The 17,892-nt window shown below is 66.9% G+C and carries 18 protein-coding genes and 1 pseudogene; 9 read left to right on the forward strand and 10 right to left on the reverse strand.

Annotated features, from left to right (window positions below):
* Positions 1-178: 178 nt before the first annotated feature.
* Together Q7J39_RS04400 and Q7J39_RS04405 are read right to left on the reverse strand one after the other, a co-directional pair.
* Positions 179-1,543 (reverse strand): PleD family two-component system response regulator, encoded by a 1,365-nt coding sequence (locus tag Q7J39_RS04400; RefSeq protein WP_304820827.1) that lies wholly within the window; start codon positions 1,541-1,543, stop codon positions 179-181.
* A gap of 5 nt (positions 1,544-1,548) precedes the next feature.
* Positions 1,549-1,914 carry a response regulator gene (locus tag Q7J39_RS04405; protein WP_293493017.1) on the reverse strand — a complete coding sequence of 122 codons (366 nt, stop codon included), beginning with the start codon at positions 1,912-1,914 and terminating at the stop codon, positions 1,549-1,551.
* A 107-nt stretch (positions 1,915-2,021) separates the two neighbouring features.
* Between Q7J39_RS04405 and Q7J39_RS04410 the strand changes: the two genes are divergently transcribed.
* The 5 genes from Q7J39_RS04410 to Q7J39_RS04430 all read left to right on the forward strand — a co-directional run bounded on the left by Q7J39_RS04410 (position 2,022) and on the right by Q7J39_RS04430 (position 9,252).
* Entirely contained in the window at positions 2,022-2,672 is a 651-nt protein-coding gene (locus Q7J39_RS04410; protein WP_304820829.1) for a hypothetical protein, read from the forward strand.
* A 165-nt stretch (positions 2,673-2,837) separates the two neighbouring features.
* Positions 2,838-4,115: a DNA polymerase IV gene (locus tag Q7J39_RS04415; RefSeq protein WP_304820831.1), complete on the forward strand. Its 1,278-nt coding sequence runs from the start codon at positions 2,838-2,840 to the stop codon at positions 4,113-4,115.
* A gap of 166 nt (positions 4,116-4,281) precedes the next feature.
* Positions 4,282-4,611 carry an ATP-dependent Clp protease adapter ClpS gene (gene clpS, locus Q7J39_RS04420; RefSeq protein ID WP_293493014.1) on the forward strand — a complete coding sequence of 110 codons (330 nt, stop codon included), beginning with the start codon at positions 4,282-4,284 and terminating at the stop codon, positions 4,609-4,611.
* A gap of 8 nt (positions 4,612-4,619) precedes the next feature.
* Positions 4,620-6,953, forward strand: a complete 2,334-nt coding sequence (gene clpA, locus Q7J39_RS04425; RefSeq protein WP_304820833.1) for an ATP-dependent Clp protease ATP-binding subunit ClpA — start codon at positions 4,620-4,622, stop codon at positions 6,951-6,953.
* 184 nt (positions 6,954-7,137) lie between these two features.
* Positions 7,138-9,252, forward strand: a complete 2,115-nt coding sequence (locus tag Q7J39_RS04430; protein WP_304820835.1) for an ATP-binding protein — start codon at positions 7,138-7,140, stop codon at positions 9,250-9,252.
* Between the two features lie 118 nt (positions 9,253-9,370).
* Here Q7J39_RS04430 and Q7J39_RS04435 read toward each other — a convergent pair whose 3' ends face one another.
* The gene (locus Q7J39_RS04435) at positions 9,371-9,808 is read right to left on the reverse strand and encodes an HIT family protein (protein WP_304820837.1); all 438 of its coding nucleotides are present in this window, start codon (positions 9,806-9,808) and stop codon (positions 9,371-9,373) included.
* A gap of 124 nt (positions 9,809-9,932) precedes the next feature.
* Between Q7J39_RS04435 and Q7J39_RS20865 the strand changes: the two are divergent.
* Both Q7J39_RS20865 and Q7J39_RS04440 read left to right on the forward strand, forming a co-directional pair.
* Positions 9,933-10,070: pseudogene (locus Q7J39_RS20865) on the forward strand (DUF4287 domain-containing protein); the annotation flags it as partial.
* A gap of 6 nt (positions 10,071-10,076) precedes the next feature.
* Entirely contained in the window at positions 10,077-10,454 is a 378-nt protein-coding gene (locus Q7J39_RS04440) for a DUF5655 domain-containing protein (protein ID WP_370689995.1), read from the forward strand.
* Positions 10,455-10,466: 12 nt separating this feature from the next.
* Here Q7J39_RS04440 and rpiB read toward each other — a convergent pair whose 3' ends face one another.
* From rpiB to Q7J39_RS04465, 5 genes are all read right to left on the reverse strand, one after another.
* Positions 10,467-10,916: a ribose 5-phosphate isomerase B gene (gene rpiB / locus Q7J39_RS04445; protein ID WP_304820839.1), complete on the reverse strand. Its 450-nt coding sequence runs from the start codon at positions 10,914-10,916 to the stop codon at positions 10,467-10,469.
* A gap of 111 nt (positions 10,917-11,027) precedes the next feature.
* Positions 11,028-12,191 (reverse strand): GNAT family N-acetyltransferase, encoded by a 1,164-nt coding sequence (locus Q7J39_RS04450; RefSeq protein WP_304820841.1) that lies wholly within the window; start codon positions 12,189-12,191, stop codon positions 11,028-11,030.
* Positions 12,188-12,946 carry a glycerophosphodiester phosphodiesterase gene (locus Q7J39_RS04455; protein WP_304820843.1) on the reverse strand — a complete coding sequence of 253 codons (759 nt, stop codon included), beginning with the start codon at positions 12,944-12,946 and terminating at the stop codon, positions 12,188-12,190. Before Q7J39_RS04455 ends, Q7J39_RS04450 begins: the two co-directional genes overlap by 4 nt.
* Positions 12,943-13,404 carry a RidA family protein gene (locus Q7J39_RS04460; protein ID WP_304820845.1) on the reverse strand — a complete coding sequence of 154 codons (462 nt, stop codon included), beginning with the start codon at positions 13,402-13,404 and terminating at the stop codon, positions 12,943-12,945. Before Q7J39_RS04460 ends, Q7J39_RS04455 begins: the two co-directional genes overlap by 4 nt.
* Positions 13,405-13,537: 133 nt before the next feature.
* The gene (locus Q7J39_RS04465) at positions 13,538-13,972 is read right to left on the reverse strand and encodes a phasin family protein (protein ID WP_304820848.1); all 435 of its coding nucleotides are present in this window, start codon (positions 13,970-13,972) and stop codon (positions 13,538-13,540) included.
* Positions 13,973-14,270: 298 nt separating this feature from the next.
* Between Q7J39_RS04465 and Q7J39_RS04470 the strand changes: the two genes are divergently transcribed.
* A complete protein-coding gene (locus Q7J39_RS04470; RefSeq protein ID WP_304820850.1) occupies positions 14,271-15,623 on the forward strand; it encodes a D-alanyl-D-alanine carboxypeptidase in 1,353 nt (450 codons plus the stop codon).
* Positions 15,624-15,626: 3 nt separating this feature from the next.
* On the opposite strand, the gene Q7J39_RS04475 is transcribed toward Q7J39_RS04470, so the two are convergent.
* Together Q7J39_RS04475 and Q7J39_RS04480 are read right to left on the reverse strand one after the other, a co-directional pair.
* Entirely contained in the window at positions 15,627-16,046 is a 420-nt protein-coding gene (locus tag Q7J39_RS04475) for a molecular chaperone DnaJ (protein WP_304820852.1), read from the reverse strand.
* Positions 16,046-16,861 (reverse strand): division plane positioning ATPase MipZ, encoded by an 816-nt coding sequence (locus Q7J39_RS04480; RefSeq protein ID WP_304820854.1) that lies wholly within the window; start codon positions 16,859-16,861, stop codon positions 16,046-16,048. Before Q7J39_RS04480 ends, Q7J39_RS04475 begins: the two co-directional genes overlap by 1 nt.
* Before the next feature lie 170 nt (positions 16,862-17,031).
* Between Q7J39_RS04480 and panC the strand changes: the two genes are divergently transcribed.
* Positions 17,032-17,880, forward strand: a complete 849-nt coding sequence (gene panC / locus Q7J39_RS04485) for a pantoate--beta-alanine ligase (RefSeq protein WP_304820856.1) — start codon at positions 17,032-17,034, stop codon at positions 17,878-17,880.
* Positions 17,881-17,892: the final 12 nt, after the last annotated feature.

A 17,892-nucleotide genomic window follows, 5' to 3' on the forward strand; every position in this document is an offset into this window, starting at 1 on the left:
TTTCGTTTGTCCTCAACCTGTTGCGCGACAGCGCCAACAGGTGTCATGCCGGTTTTCGCGAAGCGGAGGACCGGCGCCCATACTCACCGTTCCATCCTGCAAGCCCCGCGCATATGGGTCCCGGACAATCGCTGCGCGCTTTCCGGGATGACACAGGTGGCGGAAGGCGTCGGCGGCCTCAGGCCGCGCGGGCGATGACCTTGTTGCGGCCCGAGGCCTTGGCCTCGTAGACGGCCTCGTCGGCGCGCTTGAGCAGGGATTCGGGCTTGTCCCCTGCCCCCAGGGTCGCGGCCACGCCGATGGAGATGGTGACGGTCAGCAGTTCCGAGCCGTTCATGACGCGGAACGGCGAGCCGGCCACGTGCAGCCGGATGCGCTCGGCGATGCGCTCGGCGTCCTCGATCTTGGTGTCTGGCATGACCACCACGAACTCCTCGCCGCCGTAGCGGCACGGCAGGTCAATGGCGCGCACATTGGAGGCCAGGCGCACGGCGAACTCGCGCAGCACCTCGTCGCCGACGTCGTGGCCGTAGCCGTCGTTGATCTTCTTGAAGTGGTCGATGTCGATCAGCAGGCAGGCGACCGGGTCGCCCCCGAGCGTGGCGCGCTTCACCAGGGCCTCGAGCTGCCCCACCATGTAGCGGCGGTTGTGTAGGCCGGTGAGCTGGTCGGTGACCGCCAGTTCCAGGGAGTGGTCGAGGTTGTCGCGCAGATAGTCGGTGTAGCGCTTGCGCCGGATCTGGGTCTTGGCGCGGGCCGACAGCTCCTGGGGGTCGATCGGCTTGGTCAGGATGTCGTTGACCCCGATCTCCAGGGCCTTCACCAGGCGCTGGCGCTCGTCAAAGTCGACGATGGCCAGGACCGGCAGGTGGCGCGTGGCCTCGTCGGAGCGGAGCTGGGCGGTGAAGCGCAGGCCGTCGAAGGATCTGGCGGCGGCGTTGACGATCACCAGGTCCACCGGACCCTTGGCGGTCATCAGGGCCTTTTCGGGGTCGCTCTCGATGATCGGGCGGTGCTCGATGGCCAGTTCGCTGGCGACGCGCTGGGCCTGGCGTTCGTGGTCGTCGACGATCAGCACCCGGCCGCCCGAACCGCCCAGGCGCGAGGCGGCGCCGGCGATGACGCCCATCCGGCGGCCCGAGGCCTCCCGATCGCGCAGTTCGTCGATCACCATCTTCAGGCGGGTCAGGCTGCGCACGCGGGCAAACAGCATGACGTCGTCGATGGGCTTGGTGAGGAATTCGTCGGCCCCGGCCTCAAGACCGGCGATGCGGTCGGCGCGGCCGTCCAGGGCCGTCACCAGCACCACCGGCACGTGGCGGGTCTCGGGATCGTCCTTCAGCCGGCGGCAGACCTGGAAGCCGTCCATGCCGGGCATCATGACGTCCAGCAGGACGATGTCGGGCTTTTCCTTGGCGGCGATGGCCAGTGCTGTCGGGCCGTCATAGGCGATGAGCACTTCGTAGTACTCGGCCGAGAGCTTGGCTTCGAGGAGGCGGACGTTGGCCTCGATGTCGTCGACAACCAGGATGCGCGCGGTCATGGCGGCTAACTCAACAGGCGGCGGATGGTGTCGAGGAAGTGCGACACCGAAATGGGTTTGGAGATGTAGGCCTCGCAGCCGCCCTCGCGGATACGCTCCTCATCCCCCTTCATGGCGAAGGCGGTGACGGCGACCACGGGGATGTGGGCCAGTTCGTCATCTTCCTTGAGCCACTTGGTGACCTCCAGGCCCGAGATCTCGGGGAGCTGGATGTCCATCAGGATCAGGTCCGGACGGTGTTCGCGGGCGAGCGCCAGCGCCTGCAATCCCTCGCGGGTCTGCAGCGTTTCGTAGCCTTGGGCATCGAGCAGATCATGAAAGAGCTTCATGTTCAGCTCGTTATCCTCGACGATGAGGACCTTCTTGGCCATTTTCGTCTGACGATCCTTGGTCTGGCGAATCGGTAACCGACCTCACCTTGAGCCCCTTGATCCCACGGATATCCTTAAATCCACGTTAGTCGCATTCGGAGGCCCCCGTGGCCGAACCGCCCCGCGCCCCTCGGCTCACCGACCTGGGCGTCAAGACCGATAGACCGCTGCTGATCGTCGATGTCGACGAGGTGCTGGGCCTGTTCATGCAAGGCTTCGGGACCTTTCTGGAGGGCCGGGGTCTGGAGTTCCGGGTCGACAAGTTCGCGTTGTTTCAGAACATCTATCAGCCCGGCGAGAGCGAACACCTGGCGATCGAGGACGGACGTAAGCACTACGAGGACTTCTTTCGATACGGCTGCGGCGACATGACGCCCACGCCGGGGGGCGCCTTGGCCCTTTCATCGCTGTCGGAGCAGGCGGAGATCGTGATCCTGACCAATGCGCCGGGCCCCGCCCGCCTGGCCCGCGCCCGCTGGCTGGGCCGCCACGGCATGGACTATCCGCTGATCCTCAATACCGGGCCCAAGGGGCCGCTGGCGGCGGGCCTGGCGTCCCAGGCGGGCGGGCCGTCGGTGTTCATCGACGACCTGATCTCAAACCTCGACTCCGTGGCGGAGTCGGCCCCGCAGGTGACGCGGTTCCAGCACGTGGCCGACATCCGGCTGCGCGCCCTGGCGCCTGCAAAGCCCGACCTGCACACGCGGATCGACGACTGGGCGGAACTGCGGGCGGCGATCGAACGGGTGATCGGCTAGACCCTTTCCGGATCAGGTTGAATCAACCTGATCGGATAAAAAGGGTCTATCTTCTTGAATCTTGAGCATGTCCGGGCGGCGAACCGGTTCCCACTTGCGCCTGACATGCTCTAGGAACAAATCAGGTATATCTGCGCGCATGACCGTCGCCGTGGAGACAAGGCCGTGAGCGCGCTCTGCCGCGACTGCTTCCATCACGGCGGCTTCGAGCGCCGCTGCCCCGCCTGCGGCTCGCCGCGGATCGTGGCGCACGGCGAGCTGGACAGCCTCTCCATCGCCCACATGGACTGCGACGCCTTCTACGCCTCGGTGGAGAAGCGCGACCGGCCCGAGCTGCGGGACCTTCCGGTGATCGTCGGCGGCGGACGGCGCGGGGTGGTGACCACCTGCTGCTACATCGCCCGCATCAACGGCGTGCGTTCGGCCATGCCGATGTTCAAGGCCATCAAGGCCTGCCCCCAGGCGGTGATCATCAAGCCGGACTTCGCCAAGTACCGCACCGAGAGCCGGCGGATCATGGCGATGATGGCCGACCTGACGCCCCTGGTGCAGCCGCTGTCGCTGGACGAGGCCTGGATGGACCTTTCGGGGACGCAGCGCCTGCATGGCGCGACGCCGGCGCAAACCCTGGCCCGATTGCAGACCCGCATCGAGGCCGAGGTGGGGATCACCGTCTCCATCGGGCTGGCGGCCAACAAGTTCCTGGCCAAGATCGCCTCGGACCTGGACAAGCCGCGCGGCTTCTCGGTGATCGGCGCCGACGCCCAGGCGTTCCTGGCTCAGAAACCGGTGGGAATCCTGCCGGGGGTGGGACCGGCCATGGTCTCCAGCCTGGAAGGCTCCAACTTCGTCACCGTCGGCGATATCGCCCGGGCCGACATCAAGGACCTGGCCGCCCGCTTCGGTCCCAACGGCCTGCGCCTGCACGCGCTGGCCCACGGCCGCGACACCCGGGTGGTGAACCCCGACCAGATCCGCAAGTCGATCAGCGCCGAGACCACCTTCAACGAGGACCTGCGCAGCCAGGCCGATCTGGAGGAGCAACTGCCCTGGCTGGCCGAGAAGGTCGGGCGTCAGGCGCGGGCCGGAAATGTCGCCGGCCGGGTGGTCACGCTGAAGCTGCGAGGCGCGGATTTCAAGATCATCACCCGGCGCAAGACCCTGCCCGTCCCCACCCAGACGACGCGATCCATCCTGGCGATCGGCAAGGAGCTGCTGGCGGCGGAGTTGAAGAGCGGCGGGGCCCACCGGTCCTGGCGGCTGATCGGGGTTGGGATCACCGATCTGATCGAACCTCAGGACGTGGAGGATGACTTCTTCGGCGGCGACGAGCGCCGGACCCTGGCGGGAGAGAAGACCGCCGACGCGATCCGAGCGCGATTCGGAGCCACGGCCTTGACCTCGGCACGCGCCCTACGCGGGAAATCCTCGGCCCAGGATTGAAAACCTGAGGGCCGGCGCCCATCTGGCACCCTGTTAGCATGGTAAAAACTGTGGCCTTTCGGACGAACTCGCCCCGCGCGACCATTTCGACCCTTCCATACGGCCGTCTTTTCCATATCTAATCCATCTGTAGGGCGGTCCCGTGGCCGCCGAGGAGACCTGTTCGATGGCCGAGCGAAAGCAAGGTGATCAAGAGACGGGCGTGAAATCGGCGGTCATCACGAAGACCAAGCCGAAGACGCAGAAGCCGTCTCTGTACCGGGTGCTGCTCCTCAACGACGACTATACTCCCATGGAGTTCGTCGTTTATGTGCTTGAGCAGTACTTCCATAAGTCGCGCGAAGAAGCGACGACGATCATGCTGCATGTCCACCAACACGGTGTGGGCGTGTGCGGCGTGTTCACTTACGAAGTGGCGGAAACAAAGGTGGCCCAGGTCGTTGATACCGCGCGCCGGCATCAGCATCCGTTGCAATGCACCATGGAAAAGGATTGAGGCCCAGATTGCCGTCATTCTCACGCCACTTAGAAGAATCCCTTCACCGCGCGGTGGCCTTCGCCAATCAGCGAAAGCACGAGTACGCGACCCTGGAGCATCTGCTCCTGTCCCTCATCGACGATGAGGACGCGGCCGGCGTCATGGGCGCCTGCGACGTCGAGCTTCCGTCGCTGAAGACGACCCTGACCAACTACGTGGACAACGAGCTGCGTTCGCTGGTGGTGGATGATGGCGAGGACGCCAAGCCCACGCCCAGCTTCCAACGCGTGATCCAGCGCGCGGTCATCCATGTGCAGTCCTCGGGCCGCGAGGAGGTCACCGGCGCCAACGTGCTGGTGGCGATCTTCTCCGAGCGCGAGAGCCACGCCGCCTACTTCCTGCAAGAGCAGGACATGACCCGCTATGACGCGGTGAACTACATCGCCCACGGCATCGCCAAGAAGGCCGGCGCCGAGGGTGCGGCCAAGCCCGTCAAGGGCTCGGAAGACGAGGAGAAGCCAGCGGTGAAGACCGGCGGCGAGGCCCTCGACGCCTACTGCGTCAACCTCAACGAGAAGGCCAAGCAGGGCAAGGTCGATCCCCTGATCGGGCGGTCGTCCGAGGTCGAGCGCTGCATCCAGATCCTGTGCCGGCGGACCAAGAACAATCCCTTGCTGGTGGGCGACCCCGGCGTGGGCAAGACCGCCATCGCCGAGGGCCTGGCGCGCAAGATCGTCAACCACCAGGTTCCCGAGGTCCTGGCCAACGCCACCATCTTCTCCCTCGACATGGGCAGCCTGCTGGCGGGCACCCGCTATCGTGGCGACTTCGAAGAGCGCGTGAAGCAGGTGGTCAAGGAACTGGAGAACCACGCCGACGCGATCCTGTTCATCGACGAGATCCACACGGTGATCGGCGCCGGCGCCACCAGCGGCGGGGCCATGGACGCGTCGAACCTGCTGAAGCCGGCCCTGGCCTCGGGCTCCCTGCGCTGCATGGGCTCGACGACCTACAAGGAGTTCCGTCAGCACTTCGAGAAGGATCGGGCCCTGGTCCGGCGCTTCCAGAAGATCGACGTGAACGAGCCGACGATCGAGGACACCATCAAGATCCTCAAGGGTCTGAAGACCTACTACGAGGACTTCCACAAGCTCCGCTACACCAACGACGCCATCAAGGCGGCGGTAGAGCTGTCGGCCCGCTACATCACCGACCGCAAGCTGCCCGACAAGGCCATCGACATCATCGATGAGGCGGGCGCGAGCCAGATGCTGCTGCCGGAGGGTCGTCGCAAGAAGACCATCGGCCTGAAGGAGGTCGAGGCCGTCGTGGCCAAGATCGCCCGCATCCCGCCGAAATCGGTCTCCAAGACCGACACCGAGGCGCTGAAGCAGCTGCACGAGGACCTGAAGCGCGCCGTCTACGGTCAGGACGACGCCATCGAGCAACTGTCGGCGGCCATGAAGATGGCCCGCGCCGGCCTGCGCGATCCCAACAAGCCGATCGGCTGCTACCTGTTCTCTGGCCCTACCGGCACCGGCAAGACCGAGACCGCGCGGCAACTGGCCGGGACCATGGGCATCGAGCTGCTGCGGTTCGACATGTCGGAATACATGGAGCGCCACACGGTCAGCCGTCTGATCGGCGCGCCTCCCGGCTATGTCGGGTTCGACCAGGGCGGCCTGCTGACCGACGCCGTCGACCAGCATCCGCATTGCGTGGTGCTGCTGGACGAAATCGAGAAGGCCCACCCGGACGTCTTCAACATCCTGCTGCAGGTCATGGATCACGGGGTCCTCACCGACTCCAACGGCAAGAAGGTCGATTTCCGCAACGTGGTCCTGATCATGACCACCAACGCCGGCGCCTCGGACGCCCAGCGCAATTCCATCGGCTTTGGCCGCGGGAAGCAGGCCGACGAGGTCGACGAGGCCCTGAAGCGCCTGTTCACGCCGGAATTCCGCAACCGCCTCGACGCGGTGGTGCAGTTCAAGCCGCTGACCCAGGACATCATCCGCCAGGTCGTCCAGAAGTTCGTCATCCAGCTGGAGGCGCAACTGGCCGATCGTCACGTCACCATCGAGACCACCGACGAAGCCGCCGACTGGCTGGCCAAGAACGGGTTCGACGAGCTCTACGGCGCCCGGCCTCTGGCCCGGGTCATCCAGGAGCACATCAAGAAGCCGCTCGCCGACGAGATCCTGTTCGGCAAGCTGGTGAAGGGTGGCCACGTGAAGGTGGTGCTGAAGGACTCCAAGCTGGCCTTCGAGATCGAGGGCGAGAACACCGAGCCCGGCGCGCCGATCATCGAGAACCCGGCCGAGGACGCGGCGGCCGCCGCCCCGGAGCTAGCCGACTAAGATCTCGCGCCAAGCGTTCGGAACCCATTGAACCCCAGGCCTCGAGCCTGGGGTTTTTCGTCGCGCCATCCCTGGTTGCTGGCCGAATCATTCAATCCGTCATTAGTTCCGTCGAAGTGGCGTCCACAGACTGAGAGTGAAACTCAAGCCTCCGGCCTGTGCGTAGCTAAGGGGTGGCAAAATAATGGCGTCGGGCTTCCGGCTGTTTCGACCCGAACAGTCCCCCCGCGCGGACGGCCTTGAGCTGGCCTTCCTGGCGACCTACGCCGTCTGCGCCGTCCTGGCCTACAGCTGGACAACCGCCCTCAACGGCCTCGCGGTGCTGTGGATCTGCAACGGCCTCCTGACGGCCGGACTGCTCCTGCTGCCGCGCCAGCAGGCCCTGGTCCTGGCCCTGCTCTGCGCATCCATCGACCTGATGGCGGCGCTCGCCAGCGGCAGCTCCCTGGCGCGCAGCCTCTTGATCGCCGGCTGCGACGTGACCGAGGCGGTCTTGGCGGCGATACTGATCCGGCGTTTCTGCGGGGCCGGGTTGGACATGAATGTCCTCCCCCGCTTCCGGAACTTCGTCCTGCTGGCGGCGCTGCCCGCCACCCTGACCATGGGCACCCTTGGCGCTAGCGGCGCAGCCCTGATGTTCCAGGACGACTTCCTGAGCGGCTGGAAGACCTGGGTGTTTGGCGACTTCCTGGGCATGATCGTCGGCGCGCCCGCCGCCCTGCTCCTGGCCCGTTTCCGCCGCTATGACCTGGGCGCGGCGGCCTCGCGCTTCGAGAGCCTCGGTCTGATCGGACTGGCGGCGGCGGCGGCGGCGCTGGTGTTCGCCACCCCCCTCCCCACCCTGTTCCTGCTCTTCCCTCTTGGCCTGTTGATGGTCATACGACTCAGCAGCCCCTACACGGCGCTGATGGTGATGCTGGTCTCGTTCATCGCAGCTAGCGCCACCGTGGCAGGCCACGGGCCCATCGCCGCTCAGTTCCCAGGTGACATGTCGCGCCAGATCCTGGTGCTGCAGCTCTATCTTGCGACCATTGTGGGCTCGGCCATCATCCTGTCCAGCGTCCTGGCCCAGCGCGCCGCGGCCCAGGCCAGCCTGCGTCGGGCTCTGGCCGTGGCCCGCGCCGCGCGTCGCGAGGCCGTGGCCGCCGATGGCGCCAAGGGCCGTTTCCTCGCGGTGATGAGCCACGAGATGCGAACCCCCCTCAACGGCATCGGGGGCCATGCTCAGTTGTTGCGCGCGCACGCTGACCTGCCCCCCCAGGCGCGGCAGCAACTGGGCGTGATCGAGGCCTCATGCAAGGTTCTACTCTCCTTGATCAACAATATCCTGGACTACTCGCGGCTGGGCGCCGGCGCGGTCCGCTTGACTCCCGCGCCCTTCGCGCTTGGCGACCTCGTAGAGACAGCTGGCGACATCGTTCGGCCCAGCTTGGCGGACCGGCCCCTAACCCTGAACCTGGATGTCTCGGCGGTGGAGGGCCTGACCCACCATGGGGACGAGAATCACATTCTTCAGGTCCTGCTCAACCTGCTGGGCAATGCCGTGAAGTTCACCGATCAGGGCCAGATAGAGGTGCGGGTGGAGTTGCAGCTCGCCGGCGAAGCCGACCGGGTGCGGGTGAGCGTACGGGACACCGGTGTCGGCCTGCACCCCGAGGCGCTCTCACAGCTGTTCCAGCCCTTCACCCAGGTCGACACCAGCCCCACGCGTCGGTTCGAGGGCGCCGGCCTGGGACTCGCCATCTGCAAGTCCCTTGTCGAGCAGATGAACGGTCGGATCGGCGTTGAGAGCGTCGCGGGTCAGGGCTCGGAATTCTGGTTCGAGATCCCGCTTTCGCGCCTCACCGCCCTGCCCGAGGCGGCAGAGGCCGAGCCCCTTGGCTCGGGCACGGGCACGGGCCGGATCCTGGTGGTGGACGACCACCCGGTGAACCGTCAGGTCGCCTCAATGATGCTGGCGGCCGCGGGATTCGAGGTCGAGACGGCCGACGACGGTGTCCAGGCTGTGGAGGCGGTTCGCAGCCGCCCCTTCGACGTGGTGTTCATGGACATCCACATGCCGATCATGGACGGCATTGCTGCCTGCCGCGCGATCCGCACCCTGGACGGGGTCCGCGCCCAGACGCCTGTGGTGGCGATGACGGCCGCTACCCTGCCCGAGGACGTCGCCCGCTGCCGCGCCGCCGGGATGGACGCTCATCTTTCCAAACCCATCGAGCAGGAGAGCCTGTTGGCGGCCGCCCGCCATTCCTGGCGGTCGGCTGAGGGGCCCAAGTGGCGCGACTCGGTCTCCGGGTGACGCGATTTAGAGCATGATCCGATAAGTGGAACCGGTTATCGGATCGAAATATGCTCTAATTTTTTGAATTATAGCCTTTTTTATCCCTTTGGACGATTCCGTCTAAAGGGAAACGGCTCTAGGCGATCTGGGCGGCGATCTGGTCCGCCAAGGCCTTCAGCTCCGTGGGATCGGCCATCCCGCCGGCGCCGTGTCGGCCCAACGCCTGCCCCTCCCAGCGTGGGATGATGTGAAAGTGCAGATGGAAGATGGTCTGGCCAGCCGTCGATCCATTGAACTGCGTGACCACGATGCCGTCGGGTTTCAGCGCCGCGCGGACGGCGCGGGTGACGCGCTGAACGCCCAGGATCAAGGGCGCCAGGACGTCGGGCTCCTCCTCCAGCAGGTTCCGGGCGGCCGAGTGTTTCGGAATCACCAGGGTGTGGCCGCGGGCCTGGGGGAAGACGTCCATGAAGGCGTAGACGTGGCTGTCCTCGAACACTCGGGCGCTGGGCATCTCGCCGCGCAGGATCTTGGCGAAGATGTTGCCGTCGTCGTAGGTCCCGTCCAAGCTCATGGCGCGCGCTCCTGCTGAGGTCTTGGAAGCGTCCTAGCACAGAGGGAGCCCTGTATGGGAACCGGCGACGCCGAGAACACCAAGGGCCTGAGCCCCACGCCAGCAGAAGTATTTCGCCACCGCCCTCGCCAGCCTCGAGAAGGAGACAGGCAAGACGATGGACGAATGGGTGACCATCGCCAGAACCTGCGCCGAGACCAAGACCATGACCCGGATCGCCTGGATGAAGGAACATCACGGCCTGGGGATGAACCGCGCCAACATGGTGATGTCGGCTGCCTTCCCCACCGGCTCGGGCTGGGACCAGCCGGAGAAGCTGCGGGCCGGGGTGTGGAGCGATCCGGCCGCGACCGCGATCTTCGAGGCCATCGAGCGCGCGGCCACCGCCCTGCCCGACGTGGTCACCGGCCAGCGAAAAGCCTTCACCGGATTTTCCCGCAACTTCCAGTTCGCTTCGGCCAAGCCCGCAAAGGACGGCCAGGTGGTGCTGGGTTTGGCCGTGCCGGTGGACGCCGATCGGCGGCTGACCAAGCCCAAGGCGGAAGGCTGGTCTGAGCGGTTGAAATCCAAGCTCACCCTCGCCTCGCCGGCTGATGTCGATGCGAAGCTGGTGGCGCTGATCCGGCAGGCCTGGGAGGCCTCCTAGCAAGGCGCGGCGCTACGCCTCCAGCGCCGTGATCATCTCCACCCGCGGCGTATGCCGGCCGCCGTCGAACTGGGCGGTCAGGAACGCGTCCACGATATCGAGCGCCAGGCCTTCGCCCACCACGCGCGCGCCGATCGACAGCATGTTGGCGTCGTTGTGCTGGCGGATCATGCGGGCCGAGAAGGTGTCCGCGCAGACGCCGCAGCGGATGGCCCTCACCTTGTTGGCCGCCATCATGATGCCCTGGCCGGTGCCGCAGAGGATGATGCCGAACCGGCAGTCTCCGGTGGCGACGCGCCGCGCCGCCGCTTCGCCCTGCTTGGGGTAGGGCGTGCTGTCCGGGGCCGTCGGTCCGATGTCGACCACCACCCAGCCCTGGGCCGAGACATGAGCAGCGATGGCCTGTCGTAGCGGAATGGCGGTGTGATCGCTGGTCAGGACGATGCGGTTGTTGGCGGTCATGGACAGTCGTCCCGTTTCCCGAAGCACTTTGGCGGACTGGCCGACTTGGATCAGCCGCCTTCTGTTTCGTCAAATCTTCCGATTCCCGGCAGCGGCCGGCGGGCGGTCGCTCTAGCTCTCCTGCCGGAACGGCGAGAACTCCTCGGCCAGCCATTCCATCTCGCCCTCAACGGCTTCACGCTCGCGGGCGACGAAGTCCTCGACCGGTCCGCGCAGCATGGGGTCGGCGATGAAGTGGGCCGAGCGGACGGGGCTGGGCAGGTAGCCGCGGGCGATCTTGTGCTGGCCCTGGGCGCCGGCCTCGACCCGGGCCAGGCCGCGGCGGATGGCCCATTCGATGGCCTGGTAGTAGCAGAGCTCGAAGTGCAGGAAAGGAATGTCCTCGGTGCAGCCCCAGTTGCGGCCGTAGAGGCAGTCGCCGCCGATCAGGTTCAGCGCGCCCGCCACCCAGCGGCCGTTCTTGCGGGCCATCAACAGCAGCACCCGGTCGGCCATCCGCTCCCCCAGCAGGGAGAAGAACAGGCGGTTCAGATAGGGCCGGCCCCACTTGCGCGAGCCGGTGTCCATGTAGAAGCCATAGAAGGCGTCCCAGTGTTCCTCGGTGAGGTCGGCGCCGGTCAGGGCCAGGATCTCGACGGCGGCCTGGGCGTCGCGCCGTTCGCGCCGGATGGTCTTGCGGCGGCCTGAGGACAGGGCCGCCAGGAAGGCGTCGAAGTCGGCGTAGCCGGCGTTTTCCCAATGGTACTGCTGGCCCTCGCGCATCGAGAGCCCCTGCCCGCCCAACCAGGTCCACTCTTCGTCGGTGGGGAAGTTGATGTGGACCCCCGAGGACCCATAGCGCTCGCACAGCGTGACCGCGCCGGTCAGCAGGGTCCTGCGCGCCGCCTCCACATCGACGCCCGGCCGCACCAGCAGACGCGGCCCGGTCGCCGGCGTGAAGGGCGCCGCCGAGATCAGCTTGGGATAGTACTGCCCGCCGGCCCGCTCATAGGCCTCGGCCCAGCTGTGGTCGAAGATGTATTCGCCCTGGCTGTGGGACTTCAGATAGAGCGGCATGACCGCCGCCACCTTCCCGTCCTCGTCGTCGACGGAGAGGTGCTGCGGGCCCCAGCCCATGCGCTCGACGGCGCAGCCGGACTCCTCGACAATGTCCAGGAAGTCAAAGGAAACGAAGGGGTTGGCGGCGTAGTCCGGATTGCCGGCGCAGGCGTCCCAGCCTTCGCGGCCAATCTCGGCGATCCGGCGGCTGACCTTCACCGCCGACGTCAGACTCACGCGGCCCAGCCCTCGAAGATGAGGTTGTCGCAGTGATCCTTGACCGTGTCCCACTGCTCGGGTTTCCGCACCGTCCAGGCCACCACCGGCATGCCGTTCTCGCGGTGCTTCAAGACCTCCGGCGAGGCCACCATGTCCAGGCTCATGGCCAGGAAGTGGGGCCGGGCGATGGAAACCTGCTCCAGCTTGGCGAACGACTTGCGCTGTTCGGCCGAGAGATGGGGGGTGTCCTCCTCCCAGCTGTAGCTGTCGAGGCCTCGCAGGACGCCGGGGAACCGGTCGGCGAACCAGGCGTGGGAATAGGGATTGAAGCCGATCACGCAGGTGGGGCCGGCGTGGTCGATGAGGATCTCATGGACCCGCTGCTCCAGGGGCCCGACGGCCCCGAAGTCGGTCTTCAGCTCCACATGGACCATGGCCCGGTGACCGATCAGGGCCAGGGTCTCCATCAGGGTTGGGATACGCTCATCGGTTGCCTTCAGCCGCAGTTCGGCCAGCTCGGCCGCCGTGCGGTCCCTCAGCTTGCCCTCGGCCCCGGTCATTCGCTTCAGGCCGTGATCGTGGAAGACCATGGCCTCGCCGTCGGCCGAAAGATGCACATCCAGCTCAATGCCGTAGCCGGCCTGGCATGCGGCCTGGAAGGCGCCCAGGGAGTTCTCCGGCGCGCCGTCCGGCGTCCAGAGGCCACGGTGGGCGACGGGCGGGTGGAACAGGAAGTCCCAGGCTTCGCCAAACTGATCCTTGGGGTGCTTCACCGGATTTCCACCACAGCGTCGACCTCGACGGCGAAGTTCATCGGCAGGCGATAGACCCCGACCGCCGATCGCGCGTGCTTACCGGCGTCTCCGAAAGCCGCCACCATGACGTCGGAGGCTCCATTCACCACCTGGGGGATCTCGAAGAAGGCCGGGCCGGCCTGCACAAAGCCCCCCAACTTCACCACCCGGACGACCCGGTCGAGGTCACCGTCGCAGGCCGCGCGCATCTGCGCGATCAGGTTGATGCCGCACAGGCGCGCGGCGCCCTTGGCGGTCTCCATGTCGACATCCTCCCCAACGATCCCGCGGACGCCGCCCGAGGCGTCCAGGGATACTTGACCAGATATGTGGACAAGGCCGCCGACCCGTACGAACGGGACATAGTTGGCGACCGGGGCGACAGGCTGCGGGAGGGTGATCCCCTGCGCGGCCAAGCGTTCTTCGACCTGTGACATAGCCAGAGGTCTAGCGCGGATTCAGGGGTCCGGTCACGGGTTGAAAACGCAAAAGGCCCGGACCATTTCCGATCCGGGCCTCCGCAGGGTCCGCGCCAAATACGCCGGCGCGGCTGGAGGGACTTTGAAAGGCTTAGCGGACGGCCTGGAGCTTCTCGACGGCGGCGGTGACGCGCTCGTTGAGGGGCTTCATGGAGTCCTTCAACGAGGCTTGCACGATCTCGCCCATCTTGGAGAGCTCGGCCATGTAGGCTTCCATGGCGGACTTGGCGAAGCTGGTTTGCAGCTCGACAACTTCCTGGATCGACTTGGCGCCCGACAGCGACTTGGCGGCGGCGACGTTGGCTTCCACGGCCTTCTTGGAATAGGCGGTGGCCTGGGCGCCGAGGGCTTCAGCGCCCTTGGTGGCGGCGGTCACCGAGGCGATGACGGCTTCCAGGTTCTTCTTGGAATGGGCGTTGGCGTCGGCCAGGCCGGCCAGGGACTTTTCGATGGCGTCCTTGAAGGCGGCGTTACCAGCGGTGGTGAACTGCTCGACGGTGTTCTTGACGGTTTCGGCGGCGGCCATGAGGGTAAACTCCGGAAACGTGGTTGACGGGCTCTGCCGCGTCGCACCAGTCGGGCGTTGCGGCTCTTTGATCTCGCAGCCTATTTCTCATGTTGCGGTGCAGCAGTCAAGCAACTTTGTTGCAGTGCAACATCACCCCGTGCGCGAATTCGTCCGGGCTGCCGCACAAACCCGCGACGCGACAAATCGGCTCGCTCAAGAGGTGTTTACTCTCGCGCAAGCTCCGAGGTGTCATGATAGGGTTTCAGTACGGCGACCGGGGGGTCGCCCAACCCTTTGATTCGACGGACGAACCGCAATGTTCGAGCGCGCCCGCCGCCTGTTTGTCGCCCTTGGCGCCGCCGCCCTGACGGCGGTTTCGCCCCTGGCGACATCCGCCCAGGCGCAGATCCCCTACCTCTCGATGCCGTCCCTGCCCACCACCGCGCCCAAGTATGCGGCCATCGTAGTGGACGCCAAGACCGGCGAGGTCCTCTACGCCAAGCGCGCCGACAGCCCCCGCTATCCGGCTTCGATCACCAAGATCATGACGCTCTACCTCACCTTCGAGGCCCTGAGCTCCGGCCGCCTGCGGCCTGAGGACACAATCATGATTTCGCCGCGCGCCGCGGCCCAACCCCCCACCAAGCTCGGCCTGTCGCCGGGGGAATCCCTCACCGTCAACGAGGCCATGCAGGCCCTGGCCATCAAGTCGGCCAACGACATCGCCGTCGCCCTGGCAGAGAAGCTCGGGGGCAGCGAGGCCCGCTTCGCGGCCATGATGACCCTGCGCGCCCAGGAACTGGGCATGGCCAACACGCGCTTCGTGAACGCCTCGGGCCTGCCCGACAGCCGCCAGGTCTCCACCGCCCGCGACATCGGCATCCTGTCTCGGGCCGTCATGCGCGACTATCCCCAGTACTATCGCCTGTTCAACCAGCGGCAGTTCAGCTTCCGCGGGACGTCGATGAACAATCACAACGGCCTGCTAGGCTCCATGCCGGGGGTCGATGGCCTGAAGACCGGCTACACCAACGCCTCGGGCTACAACATCGCGGTCTCCGCGGTGCGCGACAATCGCCGCCTGATCGCCGTGGTGCTCGGCGCCCCGTCGACCGCCAAGCGCAACAACAACGCCGAGGACCTGCTGCTGACGGGCTTCGACGTGATGACCCGCCGCGAGCGGGGCGAGAAGATCACCATCGCCCAGAACCTGTTCGAGCCGGAGCCGGTCGGACCGATCGAGCGTCCCTCCGTCGAGCAGGGGGACGGCGAGCAGGACGGCCTGCGGATCGTTCTGGCCTCGGCCCCGCCGCCCGCCTCCTTCTCCAGCAACGACTTCGTCGATCCCCGGCGCAACCTGCTGCGCGGCTCGCAATCGGCGCCGACCCCGAAGGCCGACCCGAAGAAGGCCCAGAAGGATGACAAGAAGCCGGCCGGCAAGTGGATCGTTCAGGTCGGCGCCTTCAAATCCAAGTCGCTGGCCAAGGAGCAGCTAGCCCTGGTGGAGAAGCGCTTCGGCAAGCACTTCAGCAAGGCCGACGGCGACACTGACTCCATCGGCGGCACCTACCGCGCCCGCTTCTCGGGCTTTACCGAATCCTCGGCCAAGGGCGCCTGCGGCGCCTTGAAGGCCAAGAAGCTCCCCTGCATGGTCGTGAAGCCGGGCTGAGGCCTACTTCCGCGTGAGCCTGTCCCGCGCCGCGTTGAGCTGCGCGGCCAGGCCGTCGGTGCCGCCCTTGTCGGGATGGGCCAGACGCATCAGGCGGCTATAGGCGGCCTGGACTTCCTCCGAAGACGCGCCGGCCCGGACTCCCAGGATCGCGCGCGCCTCGACCTCGCTCATGGCCTCACTGGCCCGCGGCGGCATGACGCCGGTGCGGCGGGTGGAGATCGCCAGGCCTAGGCCCAGCACCACCAGGACGATGGCCGAACCCCAGCTGCCCTTCAGGCCGACATAGGCGGCGCCGGCGAAGGCCATGATCGCAAAGCCCCCGGAGAGGAACCGCCACTCCCGGCGCTTCAGGATCGCCTTGCCGCCGCCCGCCCACATCAGCAGCGCCAGGATCACGCAGCCCAGCGCGATATAGGTCACTACTGAGCGGCCATCAGCTCATCGCCCACGTCCAGGCCCAGCGACCCCACCAGGGCGCGCAACTCCTGGCGAGCCGCCACGTGCTGCAGCGACATGGCCACGGGGCGGATGGTAGGCGACAGGTCGGCGATGGTCAGGCCGAAGGGGAAGAGCTCGCGGTAGATCACCCGATCCCGCAGGCCGGGGCCGACGCGGAAGCCGACGCGGCGCGACAGGGCCTGGACCCGCTCGTCGACCCGGCGACGGTTGCGGGCTTCGGTGGGCGCCAGGCGGTTGCGCAGCACCACCCAGTCGATGGACTTGCCGCTGGCCGCCGCGCGGATCTTGCGGCTGTTCCAGACGGTCTCTGAATAGAGGCTGGGGCGCTTCAGATCGAGGGTCACCGGATCGACGACCCCCAGCATGTCGAAGTCGACAAAGCTGTCATTCATCGGCGTGACGATCAGGTCAGCCATCCCGTGGGCGGCGCGGCTGACGGCGGTGTCGCCGCCGGGCGTGTCGATCAGGATGTAGTCCGAGGCCTCGGCGGCGCTGAACGCCTCCTCGAAGCGGGCGAGCGCCTCTTCATCGGTGGCCTTGGCCAGGTCGGCGCTGAGCGGGTGCTCGACGGGCATGGGCGCGCTGACGCCGTTGGCGGCCAGCCAAGCGGCGCGGTGGGCGAAGAAGTGGCCCATGGACTGCTGGCGCAGGTCGAGATCCAGCACGGAAACCCGCGCGTTCGAGTGCAGCAGCGCCGTGGCGATATGGATGGCCAGCGTCGACTTGCCCGCGCCACCCTTCTCGTTACCGACCACAATGACCTTGGGTTGGGACATGGTTCTCAAAAACTCCACACCATCTCAGCCAGCGTCGTTGCGCTGATTCGATTGGTTAACAGGTGAGGCCGCCACCCCTGCCCCGTCAACGCAACAGACGCCGCGGCCTGTGGACGGATGCCTACTTCAAAGTCATAAGCGGCCCGCCTTTTCGTGACGGAGCCTCCCCCATGCCGCTGACCATCGTCCGCACCGTCGCAGACCTCCGCGCCCAGGTGGCCACCTGGCGCAAGGCCGGCGAGACCGTCGGCCTGGTCCCCACCATGGGCGCCCTGCACAGCGGCCATCTTTCGCTGGTGACCCTGGCCAAGACCAAGGCCCGGCGCGTCGTCGCCAGCGTGTTCGTCAATCCGACCCAGTTCGCGCCGCACGAGGACTTCGACGCCTATCCCCGCGACGAGGCCAAGGACGCCGACCTGCTGGAGAGCGCAGGCTGCGACCTGATGTTCGCGCCGACGGTCGCAGAGATGTACGCGCCCGGCTTCTCCACCACGGTGACGGTCAGCGGCGTCTCCGGGCCCCTGGACGGCGCGGCGCGGCCGGGCCACTTCGCCGGCGTGGCGACGGTGGTGAGCAAGCTGCTGCTGCAGTGCGGCCCCGACGTCGCGGTGTTCGGCGAGAAGGACTATCAGCAGCTGCAGGTGATCAAGCGGCTGGTGGCCGACCTGGACATCCCGGTGCAGGTGATCGGCGCGCCCACGGCGCGGGCGCAGGACGGCCTGGCGCTCTCCTCCCGCAACGCCTACCTGACGCCGGCCGAGCGCGAGGCCGCCCCCAGCCTGGCCGCGGCCCTGCGCGACGCGGTGGAGCGCCTGCGCGACGGGGTGGCGGTGGATCGGGTGGAGAACACCGGCCGCGCCGCCCTGGAGCGGGCGGGCTTTTCCCGCATCGACTATTTCGAGGTGCGTGACGCCTCGAGCCTGGAGCCCCTGGGGCCCGGCCCCATCACCGGCCCGGCCCGCATCCTGGCCGCCGGCATCCTCGGCAAGACCCGGCTGATCGACAACATGGCCGTCTAGCGGCTGGGACCT

The sequence above is a fragment of the Phenylobacterium sp. genome (assembly GCF_030651185.1).
Lineage (GTDB): Bacteria > Pseudomonadota > Alphaproteobacteria > Caulobacterales > Caulobacteraceae > Phenylobacterium.

Bases quoted from the DNA above. Each gene is read 5' to 3' on its own strand.
- rpiB (WP_304820839.1), bottom strand. From the start codon at position 10,916: ATGACCGCCAACAACCGCATCGTCCTGACCAGCGATCACACCGCCATT.
- Q7J39_RS04435 (WP_304820837.1), bottom strand. From the start codon at position 9,808: ATGAGCTTGGACGGGACCTACGACGACGGCAACATCTTCGCCAAGATC.
- Q7J39_RS04470 (WP_304820850.1), top strand. From the start codon at position 14,271: ATGTTCGAGCGCGCCCGCCGCCTGTTTGTCGCCCTTGGCGCCGCCGCC.
- Q7J39_RS04400 (WP_304820827.1), bottom strand. From the start codon at position 1,543: ATGACCGCGCGCATCCTGGTTGTCGACGACATCGAGGCCAACGTCCGC.
- Q7J39_RS04430 (WP_304820835.1), top strand. From the start codon at position 7,138: ATGGCGTCGGGCTTCCGGCTGTTTCGACCCGAACAGTCCCCCCGCGCG.
- panC (WP_304820856.1), top strand. From the start codon at position 17,032: ATGCCGCTGACCATCGTCCGCACCGTCGCAGACCTCCGCGCCCAGGTG.
- Q7J39_RS04480 (WP_304820854.1), bottom strand. From the start codon at position 16,861: ATGTCCCAACCCAAGGTCATTGTGGTCGGTAACGAGAAGGGTGGCGCG.
- Q7J39_RS04460 (WP_304820845.1), bottom strand. From the start codon at position 13,404: ATGTCACAGGTCGAAGAACGCTTGGCCGCGCAGGGGATCACCCTCCCG.
- Q7J39_RS04405 (WP_293493017.1), bottom strand. From the start codon at position 1,914: ATGGCCAAGAAGGTCCTCATCGTCGAGGATAACGAGCTGAACATGAAG.
- Q7J39_RS04465 (WP_304820848.1), bottom strand. From the start codon at position 13,972: ATGGCCGCCGCCGAAACCGTCAAGAACACCGTCGAGCAGTTCACCACC.
- clpS (WP_293493014.1), top strand. From the start codon at position 4,282: ATGGCCGAGCGAAAGCAAGGTGATCAAGAGACGGGCGTGAAATCGGCG.
- Q7J39_RS04440 (WP_370689995.1), top strand. From the start codon at position 10,077: ATGTCGGCTGCCTTCCCCACCGGCTCGGGCTGGGACCAGCCGGAGAAG.